Here is a 22,335-nt window from a genome sequence, read left to right as displayed (position 1 = left end):
AGGTTTTTGGGCTGCTACGCAGCCCAACGGGGGTGCCCCCTCGCCACAGACCTCAGCTAGCGACTACCTGGGCGTCCATCTTCTGACGCAGGCTCAACGGACGCATATCAGTCCACACTTCTTCGATGTAGGCCAGGCACTCTTTCTTCATCCCGCTTTTACCCACGGTGCGCCAGCCTTCTGGCACGGCTTTGTAGTCAGGCCAGATGGAATACTGTTCTTCATGGTTGACCACTACCTGGAACAGGATGTCTTCGCGGTCAAATACTGAGGTCATTGCGGTTCTCCGTCACTTAAAAGGCTGCCACGCAGTGCGCGTGGCTGATGTATGTAGGAACGTACGACGACATTGGAAAATTAGAGGCTCGCCACGGCTGCCGCCAACGCCCGGCCAAAGATCTCTGCCACCCGGTCGATTTGTGCGGCGGTGATGACCAGAGGGGGAAGGAAGCGCACCACACTGCCATGCCGCCCGCCCAGTTCCAGGATCAACCCACGCTTGAGGCATTCACGCTGCACCAGCGGCGCCAGTTGCCGATGGACCGGCGGGTGACCCTGGACGTCGGGCGTGCCGCTGGGGTTGACCAGCTCCACCCCTAGCATCAGGCCGCGCCCGCGAATGTCCCCCAGTTGCGGGAAGTCCCGTTGCAGGATGCGCAGGTGCTCAGCCAGGCGCTCGCCCATGGCCGCCGCATGATCCGCGACGCTGTGTTCCTTGAGGTAGCGCATCACTGCCGAACCCGCCGCCATGGCCATCTGATTACCGCGGAAGGTGCCGGCATGGGCGCCCGGCAACCAGGTGTCGAGCCACTCGCGATACACCACCACCGCCAGCGGCAGGCTGCCACCAATGGCTTTGGACAGCACCACCACATCCGGGACAATGCCGGCATGTTCAAAGGCAAACATCTTGCCAGTGCGGCCGAAACCGCTCTGGATTTCGTCGACGATCAACGCCACGCCAGCCTGCTCGGTAATCCGCCGCAGGCCGCGCACCCAGTCGAGGTCGGCCGGAATCACACCGCCCTCGCCCTGCACCACTTCGACGATCACTGCCGCCGGCAGCAATACGCCCGCCTCCGGGTCGTTGAGCAGGTTTTCCAGGTAATGCAGGTTGACCTTGACCCCTTCTGCCCCGCCCAGGCCGAACGGGCAGCGGTAGTCATAGGGGAATGGCAAAAATTGCACGCCATTGGCCAGCAAGGCACCCAACGGCTTTTTCGGCCCCAGGCTGCCCATCAGGCTCAATGCACCCTGGCTCATGCCGTGATAACCGCCCTGGAACGACAACACCGTGCTACGCCCCGTGGCAGTGCGCACCAGTTTCAGCGCGGCTTCCACCGCATCGGTGCCGGTCGGGCCGCAAAACTGGATCTTCGCCTCCCGCGCTAGTTCCGCAGGCAACAGGCCGAACAGGTCTTGCACAAATTGATCCTTGACCGGCGTGGTCAAGTCCAGGGTATGCAGGGGCAACTCGTCCAGCAGCACCTGTTGGATCGCCTCGATCACCACCGGATGGTTATGCCCCAGCGCCAATGTACCGGCCCCGGCCAGGCAGTCGATAAAGCTACGGCCTTCAACGTCCTCGACATAAATGCCCTTGGCCCGCTTGAGCGCCAGGGGAATGCGCCGGGGGTAGCTGCGGGCATTGGACTCCTGCTGGCGCTGGCGGGCCAGTAGCGGTGATTCATCAAACTGGTAAAGCGTTTCTGCTGGAGTCGGGCTGGCCGACGCCAGCGAATCCTCAATGCGACTGGTAGCGACTGACATCTCTAGATCCCTCAATACGCTGATGATGGTGACCAAACTGCCAACCCGTTGACGTCTGGCCCCCAAAGGGCGCGCGCACGGATTTCCTGTTCTGGAAACGCATCAGCGGCGTGGGGATTTACACCAGTGCCTGCGAAAAACCGGCAGATGGCCGGTCACTCGCCGGCACTGGTGTACTTTTCATTCAGCGCATAGAGAATCGCGCAGGTCTCGATATCCAGTTGTCCGCGATAGTCGGCGGGCCGAAAGTGCATCTGGAAGGCGCGCACCCGCTGCTGGAACGCCTGGCGGTTTTTTGCCGGGGCATAGCCGTAGCGCTGGAAGGCCCGTTCGATCTCCACTTCCTGCGGCAACCCCATGCGAAAGCGCCGCTCATAGGCCCCCTTGGCGCCTTCATCGAACCAGGCGCCAATGCCTGCCTTGAACAAAACATGCCAGGGCAACTGCGGCCCTGGGTCACTTTTGCGCCAGAACGCTACATCCGAATGGCCGACGATATCGGTGGCGCCTATCTGCGGATGACGCGCGCAAATGTCGTGGATCAGCGCGATCACTACCTCGACTTGCTCCGGGTCATAAGCTGGGAAGGTAAATACACCCTCATCATCGCGGGCCAGATTAACGATCTCGATGCCGATGGAGCGACTGTTGACGTTATCGCGGCCCGCCCAATGACTGGCTCCCGCATGCCAGGCGCGCTGGTGCTCACCCACCAGTTGGAACACCCGTAGCTCGTCATAGCCGGCGTTGCGATAGCTGGCCTCACCGGGATCGGGTAACAGGTAATGGGCACTGACACCCTGCTGGGTCAGGGTCCGCAGGGAGCAGGCAAAGGGCGCGGCGGTGTAATGCACAACCAACTGGCGCACGGCTTCGCCATTGCGCTGATTAAAATCTTGGGCGGGATAAGTGGAATCGATGACCAACATAGGCGCTGTCCTTTTCAATACAGGCTGAGTCATTCAGCCGGCAAACCTACAAACACAAAAATCACCGCCATCCTGAAGCGTCGGCCCTGAGGATGGCGGTAGTTACGTGTATGCAAGCAAGGATCAGCGCCGCAGCGGCATACCCAGGTCGACCCGCAGGCCATCGGGCTGGCTGTCGAAAGCCAGGGAACAGGAACAGCGCTGGACAATCGCCTGCACAATGGCCAGGCCCAGGCCACATCCGCCGCTGTTGCCATTGCGCCAGAAACGCTGGGTCAGGTGTTGCAGGTCTTCGCTGGAGATCGGTGCGCCATGGTCGCGCACGCGGAACACGACTTGATTGCCCTGGGTGAACACGCTCAATTGCACTCGGGTATCGGCCGGTGTATGGCGCAGGGCGTTATCCAGCAAGTTGCGCAAGGCGGCAACCGCCAGGCCCACGGGCATTTCCACCGGGTCCTGGGGCAGGTTGTCCGGCAGGATCAGGTCGATGCGCCGATTGTCCCCGGCGTTGGCGTCCTGGATCGCCAGGCGTGCCACTTGCTCGGCGCTGGACTGCAAGCCGTCATCAAACGACAGGCTGCCCTCGACCCGCGCCAGCAGCAGCAATTGCTCAAGGGTGCGATGCAGGCGGTCGGCACCCTCCTCGGCATGGGCCAGGGATTGGTCGCGGGCGCTGCCTTCGGTCATGCGCGCCACCTGTAGATGGGTCTTGATCGCCGTGAGGGGGCTGCGCAACTCATGGGCGGCGTCGCCGGTCAGCCGGCGCTCCCGCTCGATGGTCTTGGCGATGCGTTGCAGCAGTTGGTTCTGGGTGTCGAGCAACGGCTTGAGCTCGCTGGGCAACGGATGAATCTGCAACGGCTCAAGGGAGTCGGCGCTGCGCCGCATCAAGGCATCGCGCATGCGGTTGAGCGGCACCAGGCTCTGGCCGATCCCCAGCCACAACAGGCACAGGCAGCCCAACAAGGCCACGCCCACCGGTACCGAGGCCGCCAACAGGATCGACATGTTCAGCGCCTCGCGCTCCACCTGGCGGTCGGCGGTGGTGATAAACAAATCGCCCCGGGCCAGGGTAAAGGTGCGCCAGGCGGCACCGTCGATGATCTGGTCGCGAAACCCGCTTTGCCGGGACTCCAACCCCTGGTCCGGGGTGGTGTGGCTACGGGCCAGGACTTCGCCGCGCAACGAGCTGACCTGGCACGCCATGCCACCGGGCACGTTCAATTGCTCGGCACCAAAGCGCTTGCCCTCGCCCACGCTGGCCAGGCCCGGCATCTGCTCCATCAGCCCGGCCACCATACGCGCCGAGGCCACCAGCCGCTGGTCCAGGGAAAACATCATCTGGTTACGCAGGTCGTTGAGCATCCAGGCCGCCGCCAGCACCCAGATCAGCACAAAAGCGGCGCCCAGCTTGAAGGTCAGACGCAGGCGCAGGCTCATCACGAGGCGTCATCTCCAGCATCCGCCGGGCCCAGGCGATAGCCCAGGCCGCGCACGGTCTCGACAATGCCATTGCCCAACTTGCGGCGCAGGTGGTGGATATGCACGTTCAAGGCATTACTTTCCAGCTCATCGTTGAAGCCATAGACGCTGTCCTTGAGTTGTTCGCTGGACAGCACGCGGCCACGGTTGTGCAGCAGTGCCTGCAACAAAGCCTGTTCGCGACGGGAAAGGTCCACCGGCTTGCCGCCCAACAGGGTTTCGCGGCTGCTGGGGCTGTAACTCAGGCGGCCATGTTCGATCAGGTCGACGCTGCGCCCAGCCACTCGGCGCAGCAGGGTCTGCAGACGGGCGGCCAGTTCACGCAGGTCGAACGGCTTGAGCAGATAATCGTCGGCGCCGGCTTGCAGGCCGTCGACCCGGTTGGTCACCGAGTCCCGTGCGGTAAGGATCAACACCGGGATTTCCAGGCCCGCACTGCGCTGTTGTTGCAACAGCTTGAGGCCGTCTTCATCGGGCAGGCCGAGGTCCAGCACCATGATGTCGAACTGCGCCGCCTTGAGCATCGCCCGGGCGGCTGCGGCCGTGCCCACGCGCTCGACGGTAAAGCCCTGAGCACCAAGGCCGGCAACGATGCCACTGGCGATCAGGTCATCGTCTTCACAGACCAGTACGTGCATGGTGAGCCCTTTGCAAAAATGCTGATTTAAAGGATGGCGGATTAAGCGCGCATTATGCCGCTAAAAGATGCACGCCCAGATAATCCCTACACTCTAGAATAGCCCGGTTAATCATCGGTTAATCAGCGCCACACATTGTGTGCCCCACTTGCATCGAACTAAGGCTTGATCATGCGGCATCTGTTTATCTTCCTGCTGGTGTTGTTCACTGGATTGGCCCAGGCCGCGCCTGGCAACAATCCATTCGAGACCCAACCTGACTTCCTCCCGGTGGGCAAGGCCTTCACCTTTACCTCCGAGCGCCTGGCCTCCGGTGAAACCCAGCTGTATTGGCAGATTGCCGACGGTTATTACCTGTACCAGCAACGCATGAAGTTCGACGGCCTGGCCCAACAGCCAGTGCTGCCGCAAGGCGAAGCCCACAGCGATGAGTTCTTTGGCGAGCAGCAAGTGTATCGCCAGGGCCTGGAAGTGAAGCTACCGGCCAACGCCACCGGCCAGGTCAAGCTGGGCTGGCAGGGTTGTGCCGATGCCGGCCTGTGCTACCCGCCGCAATCGATCACCGTGGACCTGGGCGGCAACCCTGCCGTGGCGGCCACCGCCGAGGCCCAGGATCAGAGCCTGGCCAGCGGCCTGCAACAACGCAGCCTGGGCTGGAGCCTGCTGGTGTTCTTCGGCCTGGGCCTGTTGCTGGCATTTGCCCCTTGCTCGCTGCCGATGCTGCCGATCCTTGCCGGTCTGGTGGTGGGCAGCGGTGCCAGCCCACGTCGCGGTTTTGCCCTGGCCACCAGCTATGTGGTGTGCATGGCGCTGGTCTACGCCGCGCTAGGCGTACTGGCCGCGCTGGCCGGCAGCAACCTCGCCGCGCTGCTGCAAACCCCCTGGATTCTCGGCAGCTTCGCGGCATTGTTTGTGATCCTGGCCCTGCCGATGTTCGGTTTCTTCGAACTGCAACTGCCGGCCTTCCTGCGCGACCGCCTGGACAACGCCACCCGCAAGCAAAGTGGCGGCAGCCTGGTCGGCGCCGGCGTGCTCGGCGCCTTGTCCGGCCTGCTGGTGGGCCCGTGCATGACCGCGCCCCTGGCCGGCGCCCTGCTGTATATCGCGCAAAGCGGCAACGCCCTGCACGGTGGCCTGATCCTGTTTGCCATGGGCATCGGTATCGGCGTGCCATTGCTGCTGCTGGTGACAGTGGGCAATCGCTTCCTGCCCAAGCCGGGTACCTGGATGAATGTGCTCAAGGGCATCTTCGGCTTCCTGTTCCTCGCCACCGCCGTGCTGATGATTCGCCCGGTGCTCGACGAAAGCCTGTGGCTAGGTTTGTGGGGCGTGCTGGCGCTGGTCATGGCCTACTGCGGTTGGAGCCTGGCCCGCGAGTACGGTCTTGGCGCCAAGGTACTGGGCGCCGGTTCCCTGGTCCTGGGGCTGTGGGGCGCGATTCTGGTCGTGGGCGCCGCCGGTGGCAGCGATGACCTGTGGCAACCGCTCAAGGTCTTCGGCGGTTCGCCGGGCGCCAGCGCGCCGACGGCCCATGACGCCTTCACCACGATCAACGACCCCGCCGCCCTACAGACCCAACTCGACAGCGCCAAGGCCCAGGGCCAATGGGTACTGCTGGACTATTACGCCGACTGGTGCGTGTCGTGCAAGATCATGGAAAAACAGGTGTTCGGCAAACCCGAAGTGATGGCCGCACTCAAGGATGTGCGCCTGCTGCGCCTGGATGTGACTGCCGACAACGCCGCCAGCCGCGAACTGTTGGGCCGCTACAAAGTCCCCGGCCCACCGAGCTTTGTGTGGATCGGCCCCGAGGGTGAAGAGCGCCGCGCCCAGCGCATCACCGGCGAAGTGGATGCCGCAGCCTTCCTGCAACGCTGGACCCAGACCCGGGACGCACGCTGATGCTGACCTTGACCATCGGCACCTTCGCCATCGCCCTCAACCACCTGCTGCTGATCAGTGCGCTGATCCTCGCCACGCTGGTGGGCTGGCGCGTGGCCAAGCGTGGCGGCGAAAACCCCGAGTCGGTGCTGTTCAGCCTGTTCCTGCTGGGCATGCTCAGTGCGCGGGTCAGCTTTGTCCTGATGTATTGGGCCTATTACCGTGACGACCCGCTGCAAATCGTCGACCTGCGCGACGGCGGCTTTCTCGCCTGGCCCGGGGTCATCGCCCTGCTGCTCGGCGCCCTGCTCTGGGGCTGGCGTCGCCCGGCCCTGCGCAAGCCGTTGAGTGCAGGCGTCATCACCGGCCTGGCGTTCTGGGCGCTGGCCAGCTTCTCCTTGAACATCTACGAAAAAGGCACCCGCCTGCCGGACATCGCCCTGCGCAATGCCGACGGCGAAACCGTGCAACTGGCCGACTATCAGGGTGGCCCGCTGGTCATCAATCTGTGGGCCACTTGGTGCCCGCCATGCCGGCGGGAAATGCCGGTGCTGGAAAACGCCCAGAAGCAACGGCCTGACGTGACCTTCCTGTTCGTCAACCAGGCCGAAAGCATGCAAAGCGTCAGCACCTACCTGGCCACCCAGGGCCTGAACCTGGATAACGTGCTGTTCGACGCCAGCGGCCGTCTCGGCCAGGCAGTGGGCTCCATGGCTCTGCCCACGACGCTGTTCTATCAACCCGACGGGCGTCTTATCAACAGCCACCTAGGCGAGTTGTCCCAGGCCAGCCTGGCCCGCGCCATGGAATCTTTCGCCCCCACGGACTCGACCGCCGCCCAGCCGGCCATAACAAGGAAACCCCTATGCCCCGCCTCCGCCACCTGCTGACCCTGCTGCCCCTGACACTCGCCGCCAGCCTCGCACACGCTGAAGAATGGCCCGCACCGATCAAACAGATCGAAGCCAAAGGCGCCAAGATCATCGGCAGCTTCGACGCACCGGGCGGCCTCAAGGGGTATGCCGCGCAGTACCAGAACCGTGGCATGGCGCTGTACCTGACCGCCGATGGCCAGCACGTGCTCGCCGGCAACCTGTACGACGCCAAGGGCAACGACCTGAGCACCGCGCCCCTGGAAAAACTGGTCTACGCACCGATGGCCAAGGAAATCTGGGCCAAGATGGAACAGAGCAGCTGGATCCAGGACGGCGATAAAAACGCACCGCGCACCGTCTACCTGTTCAGCGACCCCAACTGCCCGTACTGCAACATGTTCTGGGAACAGGCACGGCCTTGGGTCAAGGCCGGCAAGGTGCAGTTGCGGCACATCATGGTCGGGATCATTCGCGAGGACAGCCCGGGCAAATCCGCGGCGCTACTGGCCAGCAAAGACACGGCCCAGGCCCTGCAAGAGCATGAGTCTGCGGGTAAAGCCAGCAAGCTCAAGGCGCTGGCCAAGATCCCGGCCGAGATCCAGGCCAAACTCGATGCCAACATGAAGTTGATGGATGAATTGGAGTTGTCGGCCACCCCGGCGATTTTCTATCTGGATGACAAGGGGCAGCTGCAGCAACAGCAGGGGGCGCCGTCGCCGGATAAGTTGGGGAAAATTCTCGGGCCCAAGTAAGCCGCACCTGGTCTGACGCCATCGCGAGCGAGCCCACATTCAGATTATAAATGTGGGCTCGTTCGCGATATGACTCCTACCGATAATGCCCTCTATAACCCCTCCAGCTCCGCCATCAGATCACTCAGCCGATCCACCGTCCCGGCGCTGATCTGCTTAGCCGCCAAGCCCTCGATATACGCCGCCAATTGCGCCACCGTGCTGCATTCGAACATCGCCCGCAGCGGTACATCCTGCTGCAGGGTTTTCTGCACGCGCGAGGCGATTTGCGTGGCCAGCAACGAGTGCCCACCCAGTTCGAAGAAGTTATCCAGCACGCCCACCTGCTCGACCTTCAGCACCTGGGCCCAGATCGTGGCCAGGGTTTGCTCCAACTCGCTGCGCGGCGCCAGGTAGTCCTGGTTGTGCAGTTGGCCGATTTCCAGGGCCGGCAGGGCGTTGCGGTCGAGCTTGCCGTTGGCGTTCAACGGCAGGCGCTCCAGCCATAGCCAATGCAACGGCACCATGTACTCCGGCAGTTCGGCACGCAGGCGTTGCTTGATGCGGTCCAGGCGCTCGCCGGGGTTGAGGCTGGCCTCGCTCGCCACCAGGTAGCCGACCAGGTGCTTGCCATTCACGCCTTCCTGCACGCCCACCGCAGCGTCGCGCACTTCGGGCTGTTCGTGCAGGCGCGCTTCGATTTCACCCAGTTCAATGCGGTAACCGCGAATCTTCACCTGATGGTCGATGCGCCCGACGTACTCCAGCACCCCATCGCTGCGCCGCCGCGCCAGGTCGCCGGTGCGGTACAAGCGCTCCCCCGGTGCACCAAACGGATCCGGCACAAATACCTGGGCGGTGCGCAGCGGATCACTGACATACCCGCGCCCCACGCCGGTGCCGGCCACGCACAGCTCGCCAACCGCCCCTTGCGGCACCAACTCCAGCGCGCCGTCGAGCAGGTACAAGCGGTTGTTGTCGGTCGGCGTGCCAATCGGCAGGTAGGTGCCACGGGTCGAGGCCAGGTCCACGCGGAAGAACGCCACGTCATCCGAGCACTCCGCCGGGCCATAGGCGTTGACCAGGCCAATGTCCGGGTAACGCAGCAACCACTGGTGTGCCAGCGCAGGCAACATCGCTTCACCGGTCGGCAACATCCAGCGCAAGCCGTCCAGGCCAATGTGGTCCTGGGCGAGCATGCCCTGGATCAGCGACGGCACGCTTTCCAGCACCGTGATGCCCTGGGCCTGGACATGGGTCAGCAACCCCTGCGGGTCATGGGCAATGGTGTTGGGCACGATGTCCACCCGCGCGCCGAACAGCGGCGCAGCGAGGAACTGCCACACGGAAATATCGAAACTCTGCGATGCCGTCTGGGCGATCACATCCTGCTCGCTCAGTTGCAGGTACGGCACCTTGCTCAGTTGGTTGTTGAGCATGCCGCGCTGCTCGACCATCACGCCCTTGGGCAACCCGGTGGAGCCCGAGGTGTAGATCACATAGGCAAGGTTGTCCGGGGCGCTGTAGATCCCCGGGTTGCTATCGACACCGGCCAATGTTTCCCACACCAGCAACTTGGGCCGCGCGCCACAGGCAAAATCTTCGAGCAGGGCCTGCGCCTGTTCTTGGCAGGCCTGGGTGCACACCAGCAATGGCGTGCGGCTCAAGTCGATGATCCGGCTCAAACGCTGGGTCGGAAGGCCAGGATCCAGCGGCAGGTAACCCGCTCCGGCCTTGAAGCTGCCGATGATCATGCCCAGCAAATCCAGGCCACGCTCGGCCAGCAGTGCGACCGGCTGATCCAGGCCGACACCCGCCGCGACCAGCGCATGGCCCAGGCGGTTGCCGTGCTGGTTCAGCTCGGCATAGGTCCATCGCAGGTCCAGGCAACTGGCGGCAATGCGCTGCGGATGCTGCGCCACTTGCTCTTCGAACAATTCGACGTAGCTGCGCTCCAGCGGGTAGTCATGGGCGCTTTGGTTGCAACCGTCCACCAGGAATTCACGCTCCTGCTCGCCAATCAGCGGCAGGTCGGCCATGTCGCCATGGAAGCCCTGCACCAGCGCCAGCAGCAGGCGCTTGAACTCAGCAAGCATGCCTTGCACGGTGGTTTCATCGAAATAACGCTGGTCGTAGGACAGGTGCAAGCCCAGGTCATCGCCCGGGTAGCACACCGCCGTCAACGGGAAGTTGGTGTGGGTGCGGCCCGAGTCCGAGGTGGCATTCAGGCTTTGCGCGCGGTCCAGTACCGAGACTTCCACCGGGGCGTTTTCAAATACAAACAGGCTGTCGAACAGCGGCTGGCCCTTGGGCAGCTCGCTGTGCTCCTGGATCGTCACCAGCGGCAGGTACTCGTATTCGCGCAGTTGCATATTGCTGTCGAGCAACGCGCTCAGCCACTGGCGCACTCTGCACGGCTGGTCGTCCTCAGGCACCTTGACCCGCAGGGCGATGCTGTTGATAAACAGGCCGACCGTGCGCTGCATCTGCGGCATGTCCACCGGGCGCCCGGCCACGGTGACGCCGAACAACACGTCACGCTCGCCGCTCAAGCGCCGCAGCACCAAGGCCCACGCCGCCTGGGCGAAGGTGTTCACGGTCAACTGATGAGCCTGGGCCAGCTCGCGCAATTGCGCACCGTCGCGTACATCCAGGCGGGTGTAGCAATCCCCCACCACCATGCCGCCGCTATGGCCGGCGTGTTCGCGCATGAATGGCCGGTCGCTCGGAATTGGCGTGGTGCGCTCAAAGCCTTGCAGGTTCTGTTGCCACCACTGCCGCGCCTCGGCCAGGTTCTGGCGTTGCAGCCAGGCGATATAGTCGCGATAGCGTGGCGGCGTTGCCAACTGCGCTTCGCGGCCCTCACCCAGGGCCATATAGATATCGAAGAAGTCGTTCATCAGCAACGAACGGCACCAGGCATCGATCAGGATGTGGTGGTTGCTCATCATGAACCAGTAGCGGGCTTCGCCGACGCGGATCAGGCGCAGGTGGAACGGTGCCTGGTTGAGCAGATCGAAACCGGCCTCGCGCTCACTTTTGAGCAGCGCTTGCAGGCGTGGCTCTTGTTGTTCGGCCGGGGTGCCGGTCCAGTCCAGGTATTCGATAGGCGTGCTGCCGGGCTTGTGGATCACCTGCAACATGTCTTCGCCGATATCCCAGCAGAACGACGCACGCAAGGCCTCGTGTCGGGCGATCACGGCTTTCCAGGCCAGGGCAAAGCGCTCGGGGTTGAGCTCGCTGTTGATGCGGTAACGGTCCTGCATGTAGTAGAGGCCGGTGCCCGGTTCCAGTAGCGTGTGCAACAACAAGCCTTCCTGCATCGGCGTCAGCGGGTACACATCCTCGATGGCGCTGGCCGGTACGGGTAACGCGTCCAACTGCGCCTGGGTCAGGTGCGCCAGGGGGAAGTCGGACGGCGTCAGCCCACCGGCGTCATCGCGCAGACAATGGGCGATCAGGCTCTGCAATTCGCCCAGATAAGCGTCGGCCAGTTCGCTGATGGTCGGGTGCTCGTACTGCTCACGGCTGAAGGTCCAGCGCAGCACCAATTCGCCGCCATACACCTGGCTGTCCACACTCAAGGCATTGGGCAGCGGCGCATCCGGATCGTGGGCCGGGCCGGCAGACGCTTCCAACGGATGGAACAGAGCCTGACTGTCGAAACTCTGGTCGAACTGCCCCAGGTAATTGAAGGTGAGCGAAGCGCTCGGCAACGCGGCCATGGCCTGGCGACAGGTGCTGTCGGCCAGGTACCGCAGCACGCCATAGCCCAGGCCCTTGTGGGGCACCGCGCGCAACTGCTCCTTGATCGCCTTGATCGACGCGCCCTGCCCGCTGGCCTCCTCGATATCCAGAGGGGTCAGGCGCAGCGGGTACGCGCTGGTGAACCACCCGACACTGCGGGTCAGGTCGATGTCATCGAACAGGGTTTCGCGGCCGTGGCCTTCCAGCTGGATCAGGGTTGAGGCGTGTCCACTCCAGCGGCACAGCACGCGGGCCAGTGCGGTCAGCAGCAAATCGTTGACCTGGGTGCGATAGGCGCTCGGCGCCTGTTGCAGCAATTGGCGGGTGCGCCCGGCATCCAGGCGTACGCTGACGGTCTCGGCGTCGCGATTGCGCAGGCTGCCACGCGGGCGGTCCACCGGCAGTTCAACCGCCGGGCCGGCCAACTGTTGCTGCCATAGGCTCAGTTCTTCACGCAGGGATTCGCTGCTGGCATACGCCTGCAAACGCGCGGCCCAGTCGCGCAAGGCACTGGTCTTGGCCGGCAGGCTGAGCGCCTGGCCGTCGCTTAATTGGCGATAGACGTTTTGCAGGTCTTCGAGCAATACACGCCAGGACACACCGTCCACCACCAGGTGATGGATCGCGACCAGCAAGCGTTGCTGCCCCATCGGCCCGTCCACCAGCAAGGCCCGCAGCAGCGGGCCGTGTTCCAGGTCGAGGCTGCGCTGGGCATCGGCGAACAGCGCCTCGCACTGCTGCATATCCGTCACCTGGGCCAGCCACAACACCCCGCCTTCCGGTACTGCCAGATGTTCGGCATGCCATTGCGCATCGCGCTGGGTGAAGCTCAGGCGCAAGGCGTCGTGATGTTCCAGCACGGCCAGCAGCGCCTGCTCAAGGCGGCGCGGGTCGAGGGCCTGCACCGGCGCCAGTAGCAGCGCCTGGTTCCAGTGATGACGCGCCGGGATCGGGCTGTCGAAGAACCAATGCTGGATCGGCGTCATGCCCGAAGGGCCAGTCAATACACCCTGCTCGGCCGTGATCTGCTCACTGCGCGTAGCCACCGTCGCCAGCGCCTGCACAGTCTGGTGCTGGAACAGGTCGCGCGGGCTGAAGTGAATCCCTGCCTGCCGCGCCCGGCTGACCACCTGGATCGACAGGATCGAATCACCGCCCAGTTCGAAGAAGTTGTCGTGCAGCCCGACCTGCTGCACGTTAAGCACCGCACACCAGATCGCGGCGAGGCTCAACTCCAGCTCATTGCTCGGCGCCACGTACGCTTGCCGATTGGCCTCGGGATCCGGTTGCGGCAAGGCGCGGCGATCGAGCTTGCCGTTGGCGGTCAGCGGCATGCTGTCCAGCACCATTAAATGCGCGGGCACCATGTAGTCCGGCAGGTGCGCCTTGAGGTGCGCCTTGAGCGCCTCGCGCAAGGCGGCGTGATCGCTGGCATCGCTGACCAGATACGCCGCCAGTTGCTTGCCACTCGGCGCGTCCAGGGCCAGGACCACGGCCTCACGTACCGCCTCATGTTCAAGCAGGCAGGTTTCGATCTCGCCCAACTCGATGCGGAAACCACGGATTTTCACCTGATGGTCGATCCGCCCCAAGTACTCCACCAGGCCATCGGCGCGCTGGCGCACCAGGTCGCCGGTGCGATAGAGCCGCCCGCCCTCGGCATAAGGATCAGCCACAAAACGTTCGGCGGTCATGCCCGCACGCTGGTGATAACCCTGGGCCAGGCCGGCGCCGCCGACGTACAGCTCGCCGGTGGCACCTTGGGGTATCAGCGCCAGGTCGGCATCCAGAATATAGGCAACCCGCGCACCGATGATGCTGCCGATCGGCACGCTGCCAGCGCCCTCCTCCAACACCTCGGGGGCCAGGCTGGCCAGGGGCATGACCACCGTTTCGGTCGGCCCATAGGCATTGAAGAACAGCGCCGGCTGAAACGCCGCACGGATACGCGCCAAATGCTCGCCGGTCAGGGCTTCGCCGCCAGTGATGCACATGCGCACCGGCAACGTCTGGTGTTGCGTGGCGAGCCACTGTGCCAACTGGCTGCCATAGCTTGGGGTAAAGCCAAGGATGTTGATGCGATGCTCACGGATCAACCCGCAGATTTCTTCGGCATCCCATTGGCCCTGGGCGCGCAATACCACCTGCGCGCCGCTGAGCAGCGGCACCAGCAGGCGCTCGGTGGCGGCGTCGAAGTTGATCGAATAAAAATGCAGTTCGCAATCGTCGGCGCGCATGCCAAAGCGCTCGATCACGGCCTGGCAATGCATGGCGATTTCACCGTGGGACACCACCACGCCCTTGGGCTTGCCGGTGGAACCGGAGGTGTAGATCAGGTACGCCTGATGTTGCGCCAGGCTGATCGCCGGCAGCTCGCTGGCCGGGTAGTTGGCGAGCACCGGCAGGTCATCTTCCAGGCACCAGCAACTGACGCTGGCAGGCAACTCGCCCAGGGCATCGAACATCGCCGCATCGCTGAGCAACAGGCCGATGCCACTGTCTTCGATCATGTAGTGCAGGCGGTCCAGCGGGTATTCCGGGTCCAGCGGCACATAGGCGCCGCCGGCCTTGAGGATCGCCAGCAGGCCGATGACCATTTCCAGGGAACGCGGCAGCGCCAGGCCGACCCGCACCTGCGGGCCAACCCCACGCTCGCGCAGCATCCAGGCCAGGCGATTGGCGCGGCTGTCCAGCTCGCGGTAGCTCAGGGTTTGCCCGGCGAAGGTCAGCGCGGGCGAGTCCGGACGGGCTTGCACCTGTGCGCTGAACAGATGATGGATGCACTGGTCAAGACGATGCTCGCCTGCCTCCACACCGAGGCTGCCTTGCAGGGCGCGCTGCTCATCAGCCTGCAGCATCGGCAGCTCGCTCAAGCGCTGTTGCGGATCGGCAATCAGCGCCTCCAGCAGGTTGCACCAGTGGACGGCCATCCGCGCAATGCGCGGCTCGTCGAACAGGTCGGTGCTGTAGGTCAGGCAGCAACCCAGGCGATGGTCGAGGTCGGTGACTTCCAGATTGAGGTCGAACTTGGTGGCGCGCGCGTCGTTGGCCAGGTATTGGACGGTCATCCCCGCCAGTTGCCGGCTTTGCTGGAACTCCCAGCGCTGCACGTTGCACATCACCTGGAACAGCGGGTTATACGCGGCGCTGCGCGGTGGTTGCAGGGCCTCCACCAGATGATCGAACGGCAGGTCCTGATGGGACTGGCCCTCGATCACGGTGTGGCGCACGTGCTCAAACAGCTCGCCGACACGCATCTGCCCGTCGAGTTGGCAGCGCAATACCTGGGTGTTGAGGAAGGCGCCGATCAGTCCTTCGCTTTCCGGGCGAATACGGTTGGCCACGGGCGCGCCGATGCGCAGGTCGGTCTGGCCGCTGTAGCGGTAAAGCAGGGTCGCCAGGGTTGCGGTCATGGTCATGAACAGGGTCAAGCCATGCTCGGCATTGAAGGCGCGCACCTTGGCGGCGAGTTCATCGCCAAGCTCAAAGCGATACAGCTCGCCCTGGTAACTTTGCACCGCCGGGCGCGGTCGATCGCTGGGCAATTCCAGCAGAGGATGCTCGTTGCCCAGCTGCGAGGTCCAGTAGTCGAGCTGGCGCTGACGCTCACCGGCCTCCAGCCATTGGCGCTGCCACACGCTGTAGTCCAGGTACTGCACCGGCAGGGGTTCGAGCGGCGATTCGCGCTCATCGATAAAGGCTTCGTACAGCGCGCTGAGTTCACGGGCAAAGATGTCCATGGCCCAGCCTTCGGTGACGATATGGTGCAGGGTCAGCACTAGGTAGTGCTCCTGATCGCCAGCCTTGGCCAGGCAGGCGCGCAGCAGCGGCCCGGTCTCCAGATTGAACGGGCTGTGGGCCTCCTGGTCGGCCAGTTGCTGCAAACGCAGTTGGCGCTCGGCCTCGTTCAGCGCCGAAAAATCCTCCCAGCTCATGCGTACGCTGCTTTGCGCGGCGACTTTCTGCCGGGCCACGCCATCGACACTGGGGAAGGTGGTGCGCAGGGTTTCGTGGCGCATGATCAAGGCTTGCAACGCCGCCTCGAAACGCCCCACATCCAGCACCCCACGCAAGCGCGCCATGCCGCCGACGTTATAGGCCGGGCTGTCCGGCTCCATTTGCCAGAGGAACCACATGCGCTGTTGGGAATAGGACAGCGGCACCGGCTGGCGGCGATCGACCTTGCCAATGGCGGTCTGTTGGTTGCGCTGGCCGCTGGCCTGGATCAAGCGGACCTGCTCGGCAAAATCCCCCAACTCGCTGGCTTCAAACAAGGTGCGCAACGCCAGCTCCACATCACAGGCCTGGCGTGTGCGGGAGATGATTTGCGTGGCCAACAGCGAGTGCCCGCCAAGGGCGAAAAAGTCGTCGCGCAGGCCGATGCGCGGCAAGCCCAGCACCTGGCGCCAGATCGCGGCGATCTGCTGTTGCAGGACGGTTTGCGGCTCCACGTGCTCACGCACCTGCCACACCGGCTCCGGCAGGGCACGGCGGTCGACTTTGCCGCTGGGGCTCAAGGGCATGGCGTCGAGGCGGATCAGTTGCGCCGGCACCATGTACTCCGGCAACTCGGCGGCCAGGGCGGCTTTCACGTCCTGCTCAGCCAGCTCGCCACTGGCGGTGTAGTAACCGATCAGTTGTGCACCGCCAGCGGTGTCGCGCACCAGCACCAATGCCTGGGCGATGCCGTGCTGGGCCAGCAACCGCGCCTCGATTTCTTCCGGTTCGACGCGAAACCCGCGCAGCTTGACCTGCTGGTCCAGGCGCCCGAGGTACTCCAGCACGCCATCGGCCGTCCAGCGCACGCGGTCGCCAGTGCGATACAGGCGTGTGCCCGACGCGCCCAGTGGGTCGGCGACAAAACGTTCAGCCGTCAGCCCCGCACGCCCGAGATAACCGCGGGCCAGGCCAATCCCGCCGATGCACAGCTCACCCGGCACACCTGCGGGCAGCAGGTTGAATTGCGCGTCCAGCACCCGGCAAATCACATTGCCCAGTGGCCGGCCAATCGGCGAACGCTCGCCATCTGCACCCTGGCAATGCCAATGGGTGACGTTGATCGCGGTTTCGGTTGGCCCATAGCGGTTGTGCAACTGCACCGCTGGCAATTGCGCCAGGACCCGATTGCGCAATTCGGCGGGCAAGGCTTCGCCACCGCAGAACACTCGGCGCAGGCTGGTGCACTCGGCCGCCAGCGGCTCGTCGACAAATAGCTGCAACAGGGGCGGCACAAAATGCAGGGTGGTCACCCCGTGTTCCTGCACCAGCTGCGCAATGCGATGGGGGTCGCGATGCTCGCCGGGGCCGGCCAGGACCAGGCGGCAACCGGTGATCAGCGGCCAGAAGCATTCCCACACCGACACGTCGAAACTGATTGGTGCCTTTTGCATCAGCACATCACTTTCATCCAGTTGGTAGGTGGCCTGCATCCATTGCAAACGCTCCGCCAGGGCACCATGGGTATTGCCCACGCCCTTGGGCTGGCCGGTGGAACCGGAGGTGTAGATCACATAGGCGAGGTTGTCGGGATGAAGATGCAGGCCCGGGGCCTGGGTCGGCCAGCTGTCGAGCTTGAGGCTGTCCATGGCGATCACCGACACGCCCTCGGCCACCGGCAACTGTTGCAGCAGATGGGTTTGGGTCAGCAGCAATTGCACGCCGCTGTCGGCCAGCATGTAGGCCAGGCGATCGGCTGGGTAGTCCGGGTCCAGTGGCACATAGGCGCCACCGGCCTTGAGGATCGCCAGTAAGCCGATCAGCAGTTGTGGCGAGCGCTCGGCGGCAATCGCTACGCGCACGTCCGGGCCGACGCCTTTGTCACGTAGGTAATGGGCCAGGCGATTGGCCTGGGTGTGCAGTTGGGCGAAGCTCAGGCTGGCGCCCTGCCAGACCAGGGCGGTGCGCTCGTCGCCGTGTTGGTTGAGCTGCTCCGGCACCAGGTGCTGCGCCGGTGCGCAGGGTGCTTCGCCCCAGGTGTGTTGCTCGGCGTGCTCGTTGGCGTTCAGCAGCGGGATATCGCCCAGCGCTTGTTGGGGTTGCGCGCAGACGGCCTGCAACAGGCTGACCAAATGCGCGGCCAGACGCTGGACAGTACTGGCGTCGAACAGTTCGTCGGCGTAGTCGAATGACAGGCTCAGGCGCCCACTGCGGTCTTCTTCGCTGTGCAGTTGCAGGTCGAACTTGGCTTCGCGGCTGTGCCAGGGCAGCTCTTGCGCGAGCAGGCCCGGCAGGCGGCGCAAGGCGCTGAGGTCGCGTTGCTGGTGGTTGAACATGACCTGGAACAGGCCTTGTTCGCGGGCTTGGGGGAAGGCCTCCAGCAGTTGTTCGAAGGGCAAGTCCTGATGGGCCTGGGCCTCGGTGGCCGCCAGGCGAGTCGCCGCCAACAGCTCGCTGAACGGCAGGCGTGCATCCACCTCGGCGCGCAGCACCAGGGTGTTGATAAAGAAGCCGATCAGGCCCTGGGTTTCATGGCGCCCCCGGTTGGCGTTGGGCACGCCGATACGGATATCGCGCTGGCCGCTGTAGCGGTGCAGCAGGCTCTGGAACGCCGCCAGCAACAGTACGAATGGCGTGGTCTGGTGGGCCTGGGCAGTCTGGCGGATGGCTGCGCCGAGGTTCGCGTCCAAGCGCACGCTGAAACGTGAAGCACTGCGCCGTTGCTGGGCCGAGCGCGGGTGGTCGGTGGCCAGGTTCAGGGTGGGAAGTTCGTCACCCAGTTGCTGTTGCCAGTAGGCCAGCTGGCGCTGGCCTTCGCCTGCGGCCAGCCATTGGCGCTGCCAACTGCCGTAGTCGGCGTACTGCACAGCCAAGGCCGGCAACTCGAGGCTCTGGCCTTGAGACGCGGCGGCGTAGAGGCGCGAGAACTCATCGATCAATACATTCAACGACCAGCCGTCAGCAATGATGTGGTGCATCGTCACCAGCAACTGGTGATCGTCATCCTCCAGACGCACTAGCGTGACCCTCAGCAGTGGGCCCTGTTCCAGGTCGAACTGGGTGCGCGCTTCGTCCTCGCGGATCTGTGCGGCGCGGGCTTCACGCTCGGCCACGGGCAAGTCGCGCAGGTCGATGACTTGCACGGCAAATTCACGCTGGGCATCGACACGCTGGTAGCCCTGGCCGTCGCGCTCATAGAAACGCGTGCGCAGCGCTTCGTGGCGCTGGATCAGTTGCGCGAAGCTTGCCTGCAGCGCGTCTTCATCCAGCTCGCCGCGCAGGCGCAGGGCACCGGGGATGGTGTAGGCGCTGCTTTGCGGGTCCAGTTGCCAGGTGATCCACAGGCGGTTCTGCGCCAGGGATTGCGGCATATCCTGCTGGCGTGACAAGGCATTGATTGCGCCCTGGGCCACGCCGCCGTCCTGCTGCAACTGGCCGACGCTGGCGGCGAAATCAGCCAGCACCGGCGCCTCGAACAACAGGCGCAGATTGAGTTCCAGGCCCAGGCGCTCGCGCAGGTGGGCGACCACCTGGGTGGCGCTGATGGAGTTGCCGCCGAGCAAGAAGAAGTGATCATCCCCAGCCACCTGCGGCACTTGCAACTGCTCGCACCAGATCGCTGCGATTTGCTGTTGCAGCGCCGACGCCAAGGCGGTCCCACCCGCCTGCACGGCCTGATCGGGGAACTGCGCATAGCTGTCGAGGCTGCCATCGGCCAGGCGAGTGCGGCAGGCCGAACGCTGGACCTTGCCACTGGAGGTTTTCGGCAACGCACCGGGATTGAGCAACACCACCACGCACGGCGCCTCTTGATAGGCCTCGGCCACCGCCTGGCGGATGGCTTTGATCAGGGCTTCGGGCGGCAGGATTTTTTGCACGCTGCGGCTGATTTCTGCGGCGATGCCGATCCCTTCCAAGCCTTGGTCATTCACCGCAAACGCCGCGACACGTCCCTTGCGCACCACTTCCACTTCGCGCTCGACGGTTTGCTCGATGTCCTGCGGGTAGAGGTTGTGGCCACGCACGATCAGCAGGTCTTTCAGGCGTCCGGTGATAAACACCTCGCCGCCCTGCATAAAGCCCAGGTCTCCAGTGCGCAGCCAGGTGCGACCGGCATGCTGCACGAAGGTCTTGGCGGTGGCTTCGGGGTTGCGCCAGTAACCGTGGGCGATGCTCGGGCCGGTGGCCCAGATTTCGCCGACGCAGTTATCGGCCAGTTCCGCCAGGGTATGGGGCTCGACGATCAGCACCCCATGCTCGGGCTGGCTGGTGCCGCAGCTCATGATCGCGCTGCCCTGCCCTGGTTCGGCGCGGTTGGCGGCCAGCGCCTGCTCGTCCACGCGCAAGGCTGGGATGCCCTGGCCACGGGTGCCGCCGGCGACAAACAGGGTCGCTTCGGCCAAGCCATAGGAGGCGAAGAAGTTGTTCGGGGTAAAGCCGCAGCGGGCGAACTTCTCGGCGAAGCGTTCCAGGGTGTCCAGGCGGATCGGTTCAGAGCCGGAATAGGCCACGCGCCAATGGCTCAGGTCGAGGCGCTCCAGGGCCGAGTCGCTGACCCGCTCGCTGCACAGGCGATAGGCGAAGTCCGGGCCACCGCTGATGGTGCCGCGGTATTGGCTGATCGCTTCCAGCCAGCGCAAGGGCCGGCCGAGGAAGTACGCCGGCGACATCAACACGCACGGCACACCACTGAAGATCGGCTGCAACAGGCCGCCAATCAGGCCCATATCGTGGTACAGCGGCAGCCAACTGACGATCACGTCATCGGGGTTGAGGTCGATGCCAAAGCCACGGCGGATCAGCAGCTCATTGGCCACCAGGTTGCCGTGGGTGACTTGCACGCCTTTGGGCAAGGCCGTGGAGCCGGAGGTGTATTGCAGGAACGCGATGTCGTCGTCCTGCAGGTTGGGTGCAACCCAGCCGGCAGCGCTTTCGCTGTGCAGTTCATCCACGCAGAGCAAGGGCGGCGCTTCCTGGATTTGCCCCAGAGCGTCGCGCAAGCCACTGCTGGTCAGCAACAGCCTGGGCTCGGCATCGGCGATGATCGACAGCAAGCGCTCCTGGTGATGGCGACGGGTCGACTCCGGCGGATAGGCCGGCACTGCAATGACCCCGGCGTACAGGCAGCCAAAGAACGCCGCGACATAATCCGGGCCACTGGGGAACAACAGCACCGCACGCTCACCCCGCCCGGCCGAGGCCTGCAAGGCGGCGGCGATGGTGCGGGCGCGCAGGTCCAGGTCACGGTAGCTGAGCACCACGCTGTCGTCGGCAGACTCGGCCAGAAAGCGCAGGGCCACCTGGTCCGGGGTCTGCGTGGCACGGCGCTGGAGGGACTGGACCAGGGTGCGGGGAAGTTCGAAGGCGTCCATCATGAGGGGTTCCTGCCTGAAATCGGCTTACGGGGAAATCGGGGATAGAGGGCGTGGGCGCGCGGCGGCGTGTTCAGCCGGTCGCCAGGGCCGCCCGCCGGGCAGCGCCATGGCGCCAGCGGGTCAAATGTTCGTCGGCGTAGCGCCGCACGCAGCGCAACAGCGAGCTTTGCTGCTGCATGAGGTAGAAGTGATGGCCTTCAAACATGTCCAGGGAGAAACCGCTGGCGGTGTCTTCCTGCCAGTCGAGCAACTCGTCGGCGCGCACGTCGTCCTGTTTGCCGCCGAACACATGGATCGGCATCGACAGCGGCTCGCGCTCGCCGTAGTGGAAGCTGCCGCACAAGAGGAAGTCGGCACGCAGGATCGGCAGCGCCAACTGCATCAACTCACGGTTGGCCAGGGCGTCTTCGGGCGTGCCCTTGAGCGTGCGCAGGCGCTCGATCAATTGGCTGTCGTCTTTTTCCACGGCGTATTCACTGACGTCGCGGCGCGCCGGGCCGGCGGTGGCCGAGGCAAACAGCGCCAATGGCGCAGGCAGCCCGCGTTCGCGCAGGGCGTGGGCCAGCTCGAACGCCAGCAAGCCACCGAGACTGTGGCCAAACAAGGCGTAGGGACCATCGAGTTCGGCACTGATCTCGCCAGCCAATTGCGCAGCGAGCGCCTTGATATCGCGCTGCAAGGGTTCGTCCATGCGCATGCCGCGCCCTGGTAGCTCCAGCGGGCGCACCTGCAACCACTGGGGCAACGCCCGGCGCCAGCGGCTGTAGAACATGGCGCTGGCGCCCGAATAGGGCAGGCAAAACAGACGCAAGCGGGTCGACGTGCTCATCTCAGACCACCCCTGCCTGGAACGCTGGGTTCTCGCGATACAAACGCATGTCGTCCTCCTCCGGGTGCAAATCCATGGCCGGCGCGGTGGCTGGCCTGTCACCAATGAGAACGGATGGCCCGGCAAAATAATTAGTCGC

10 protein-coding genes are annotated in these 22,335 nt (G+C 64.4%); 3 read left to right on the top strand and 7 right to left on the bottom strand.

All coding sequences use genetic code 11. The features are described 5' to 3' along the window. Positions 1-52: 52 nt before the first annotated feature. From JTY93_RS09575 to JTY93_RS09555, 5 genes are all read right to left on the bottom strand, one after another. A complete protein-coding gene (locus JTY93_RS09575) occupies positions 53-277 on the bottom strand; it encodes an MbtH family protein (RefSeq protein ID WP_205476864.1) in 225 nt (74 codons plus the stop codon). Positions 278-357: 80 nt separating this feature from the next. Beyond that, positions 358-1,770, bottom strand: a complete 1,413-nt coding sequence (locus JTY93_RS09570) for an aspartate aminotransferase family protein (protein ID WP_205476863.1) — start codon at positions 1,768-1,770, stop codon at positions 358-360. 155 nt (positions 1,771-1,925) lie between these two features. After that, positions 1,926-2,699, bottom strand: a complete 774-nt coding sequence (locus JTY93_RS09565; RefSeq protein WP_205476862.1) for an N-acetylmuramoyl-L-alanine amidase — start codon at positions 2,697-2,699, stop codon at positions 1,926-1,928. Between the two features lie 123 nt (positions 2,700-2,822). Then, positions 2,823-4,142: an ATP-binding protein gene (locus JTY93_RS09560; protein WP_205476861.1), complete on the bottom strand. Its 1,320-nt coding sequence runs from the start codon at positions 4,140-4,142 to the stop codon at positions 2,823-2,825. Next, entirely contained in the window at positions 4,142-4,822 is a 681-nt protein-coding gene (locus JTY93_RS09555) for a response regulator (RefSeq protein ID WP_169998237.1), read from the bottom strand. The genes JTY93_RS09560 and JTY93_RS09555 overlap by 1 nt, the downstream gene beginning before the upstream one ends. Before the next feature lie 171 nt (positions 4,823-4,993). On the opposite strand from JTY93_RS09555, the gene dsbD reads away from it, so the two are divergent. Genes dsbD through dsbG form a run of 3 tightly spaced genes read left to right on the top strand, consistent with a single transcriptional unit; the run spans position 4,994 to position 8,330 of the window. Then, positions 4,994-6,724 carry a protein-disulfide reductase DsbD gene (gene dsbD, locus JTY93_RS09550; protein WP_205476860.1) on the top strand — a complete coding sequence of 577 codons (1,731 nt, stop codon included), beginning with the start codon at positions 4,994-4,996 and terminating at the stop codon, positions 6,722-6,724. After that, positions 6,724-7,593: a TlpA disulfide reductase family protein gene (locus JTY93_RS09545; RefSeq protein WP_205476859.1), complete on the top strand. Its 870-nt coding sequence runs from the start codon at positions 6,724-6,726 to the stop codon at positions 7,591-7,593. Before dsbD ends, JTY93_RS09545 begins: the two co-directional genes overlap by 1 nt. Continuing rightward, a complete protein-coding gene (gene dsbG, locus JTY93_RS09540) occupies positions 7,569-8,330 on the top strand; it encodes a thiol:disulfide interchange protein DsbG (RefSeq protein ID WP_205476858.1) in 762 nt (253 codons plus the stop codon). Before JTY93_RS09545 ends, dsbG begins: the two co-directional genes overlap by 25 nt. 92 nt (positions 8,331-8,422) lie before the next feature. On the opposite strand, the gene JTY93_RS09535 is transcribed toward dsbG, so the two are convergent. Continuing rightward, positions 8,423-21,367 carry a non-ribosomal peptide synthetase gene (locus JTY93_RS09535; protein ID WP_205476857.1) on the bottom strand — a complete coding sequence of 4,315 codons (12,945 nt, stop codon included), beginning with the start codon at positions 21,365-21,367 and terminating at the stop codon, positions 8,423-8,425. Between the two features lie 70 nt (positions 21,368-21,437). Next, positions 21,438-22,196, bottom strand: coding sequence for a thioesterase II family protein (locus tag JTY93_RS09530; protein ID WP_205476856.1), 759 nt, complete (start codon positions 22,194-22,196; stop codon positions 21,438-21,440). Positions 22,197-22,335: the final 139 nt, after the last annotated feature.

Source organism: Pseudomonas hygromyciniae, assembly GCF_016925675.1.
Lineage (GTDB): Bacteria > Pseudomonadota > Gammaproteobacteria > Pseudomonadales > Pseudomonadaceae > Aquipseudomonas > Aquipseudomonas hygromyciniae.
This window is presented reverse-complemented; position numbering and strand designations above follow the sequence as displayed.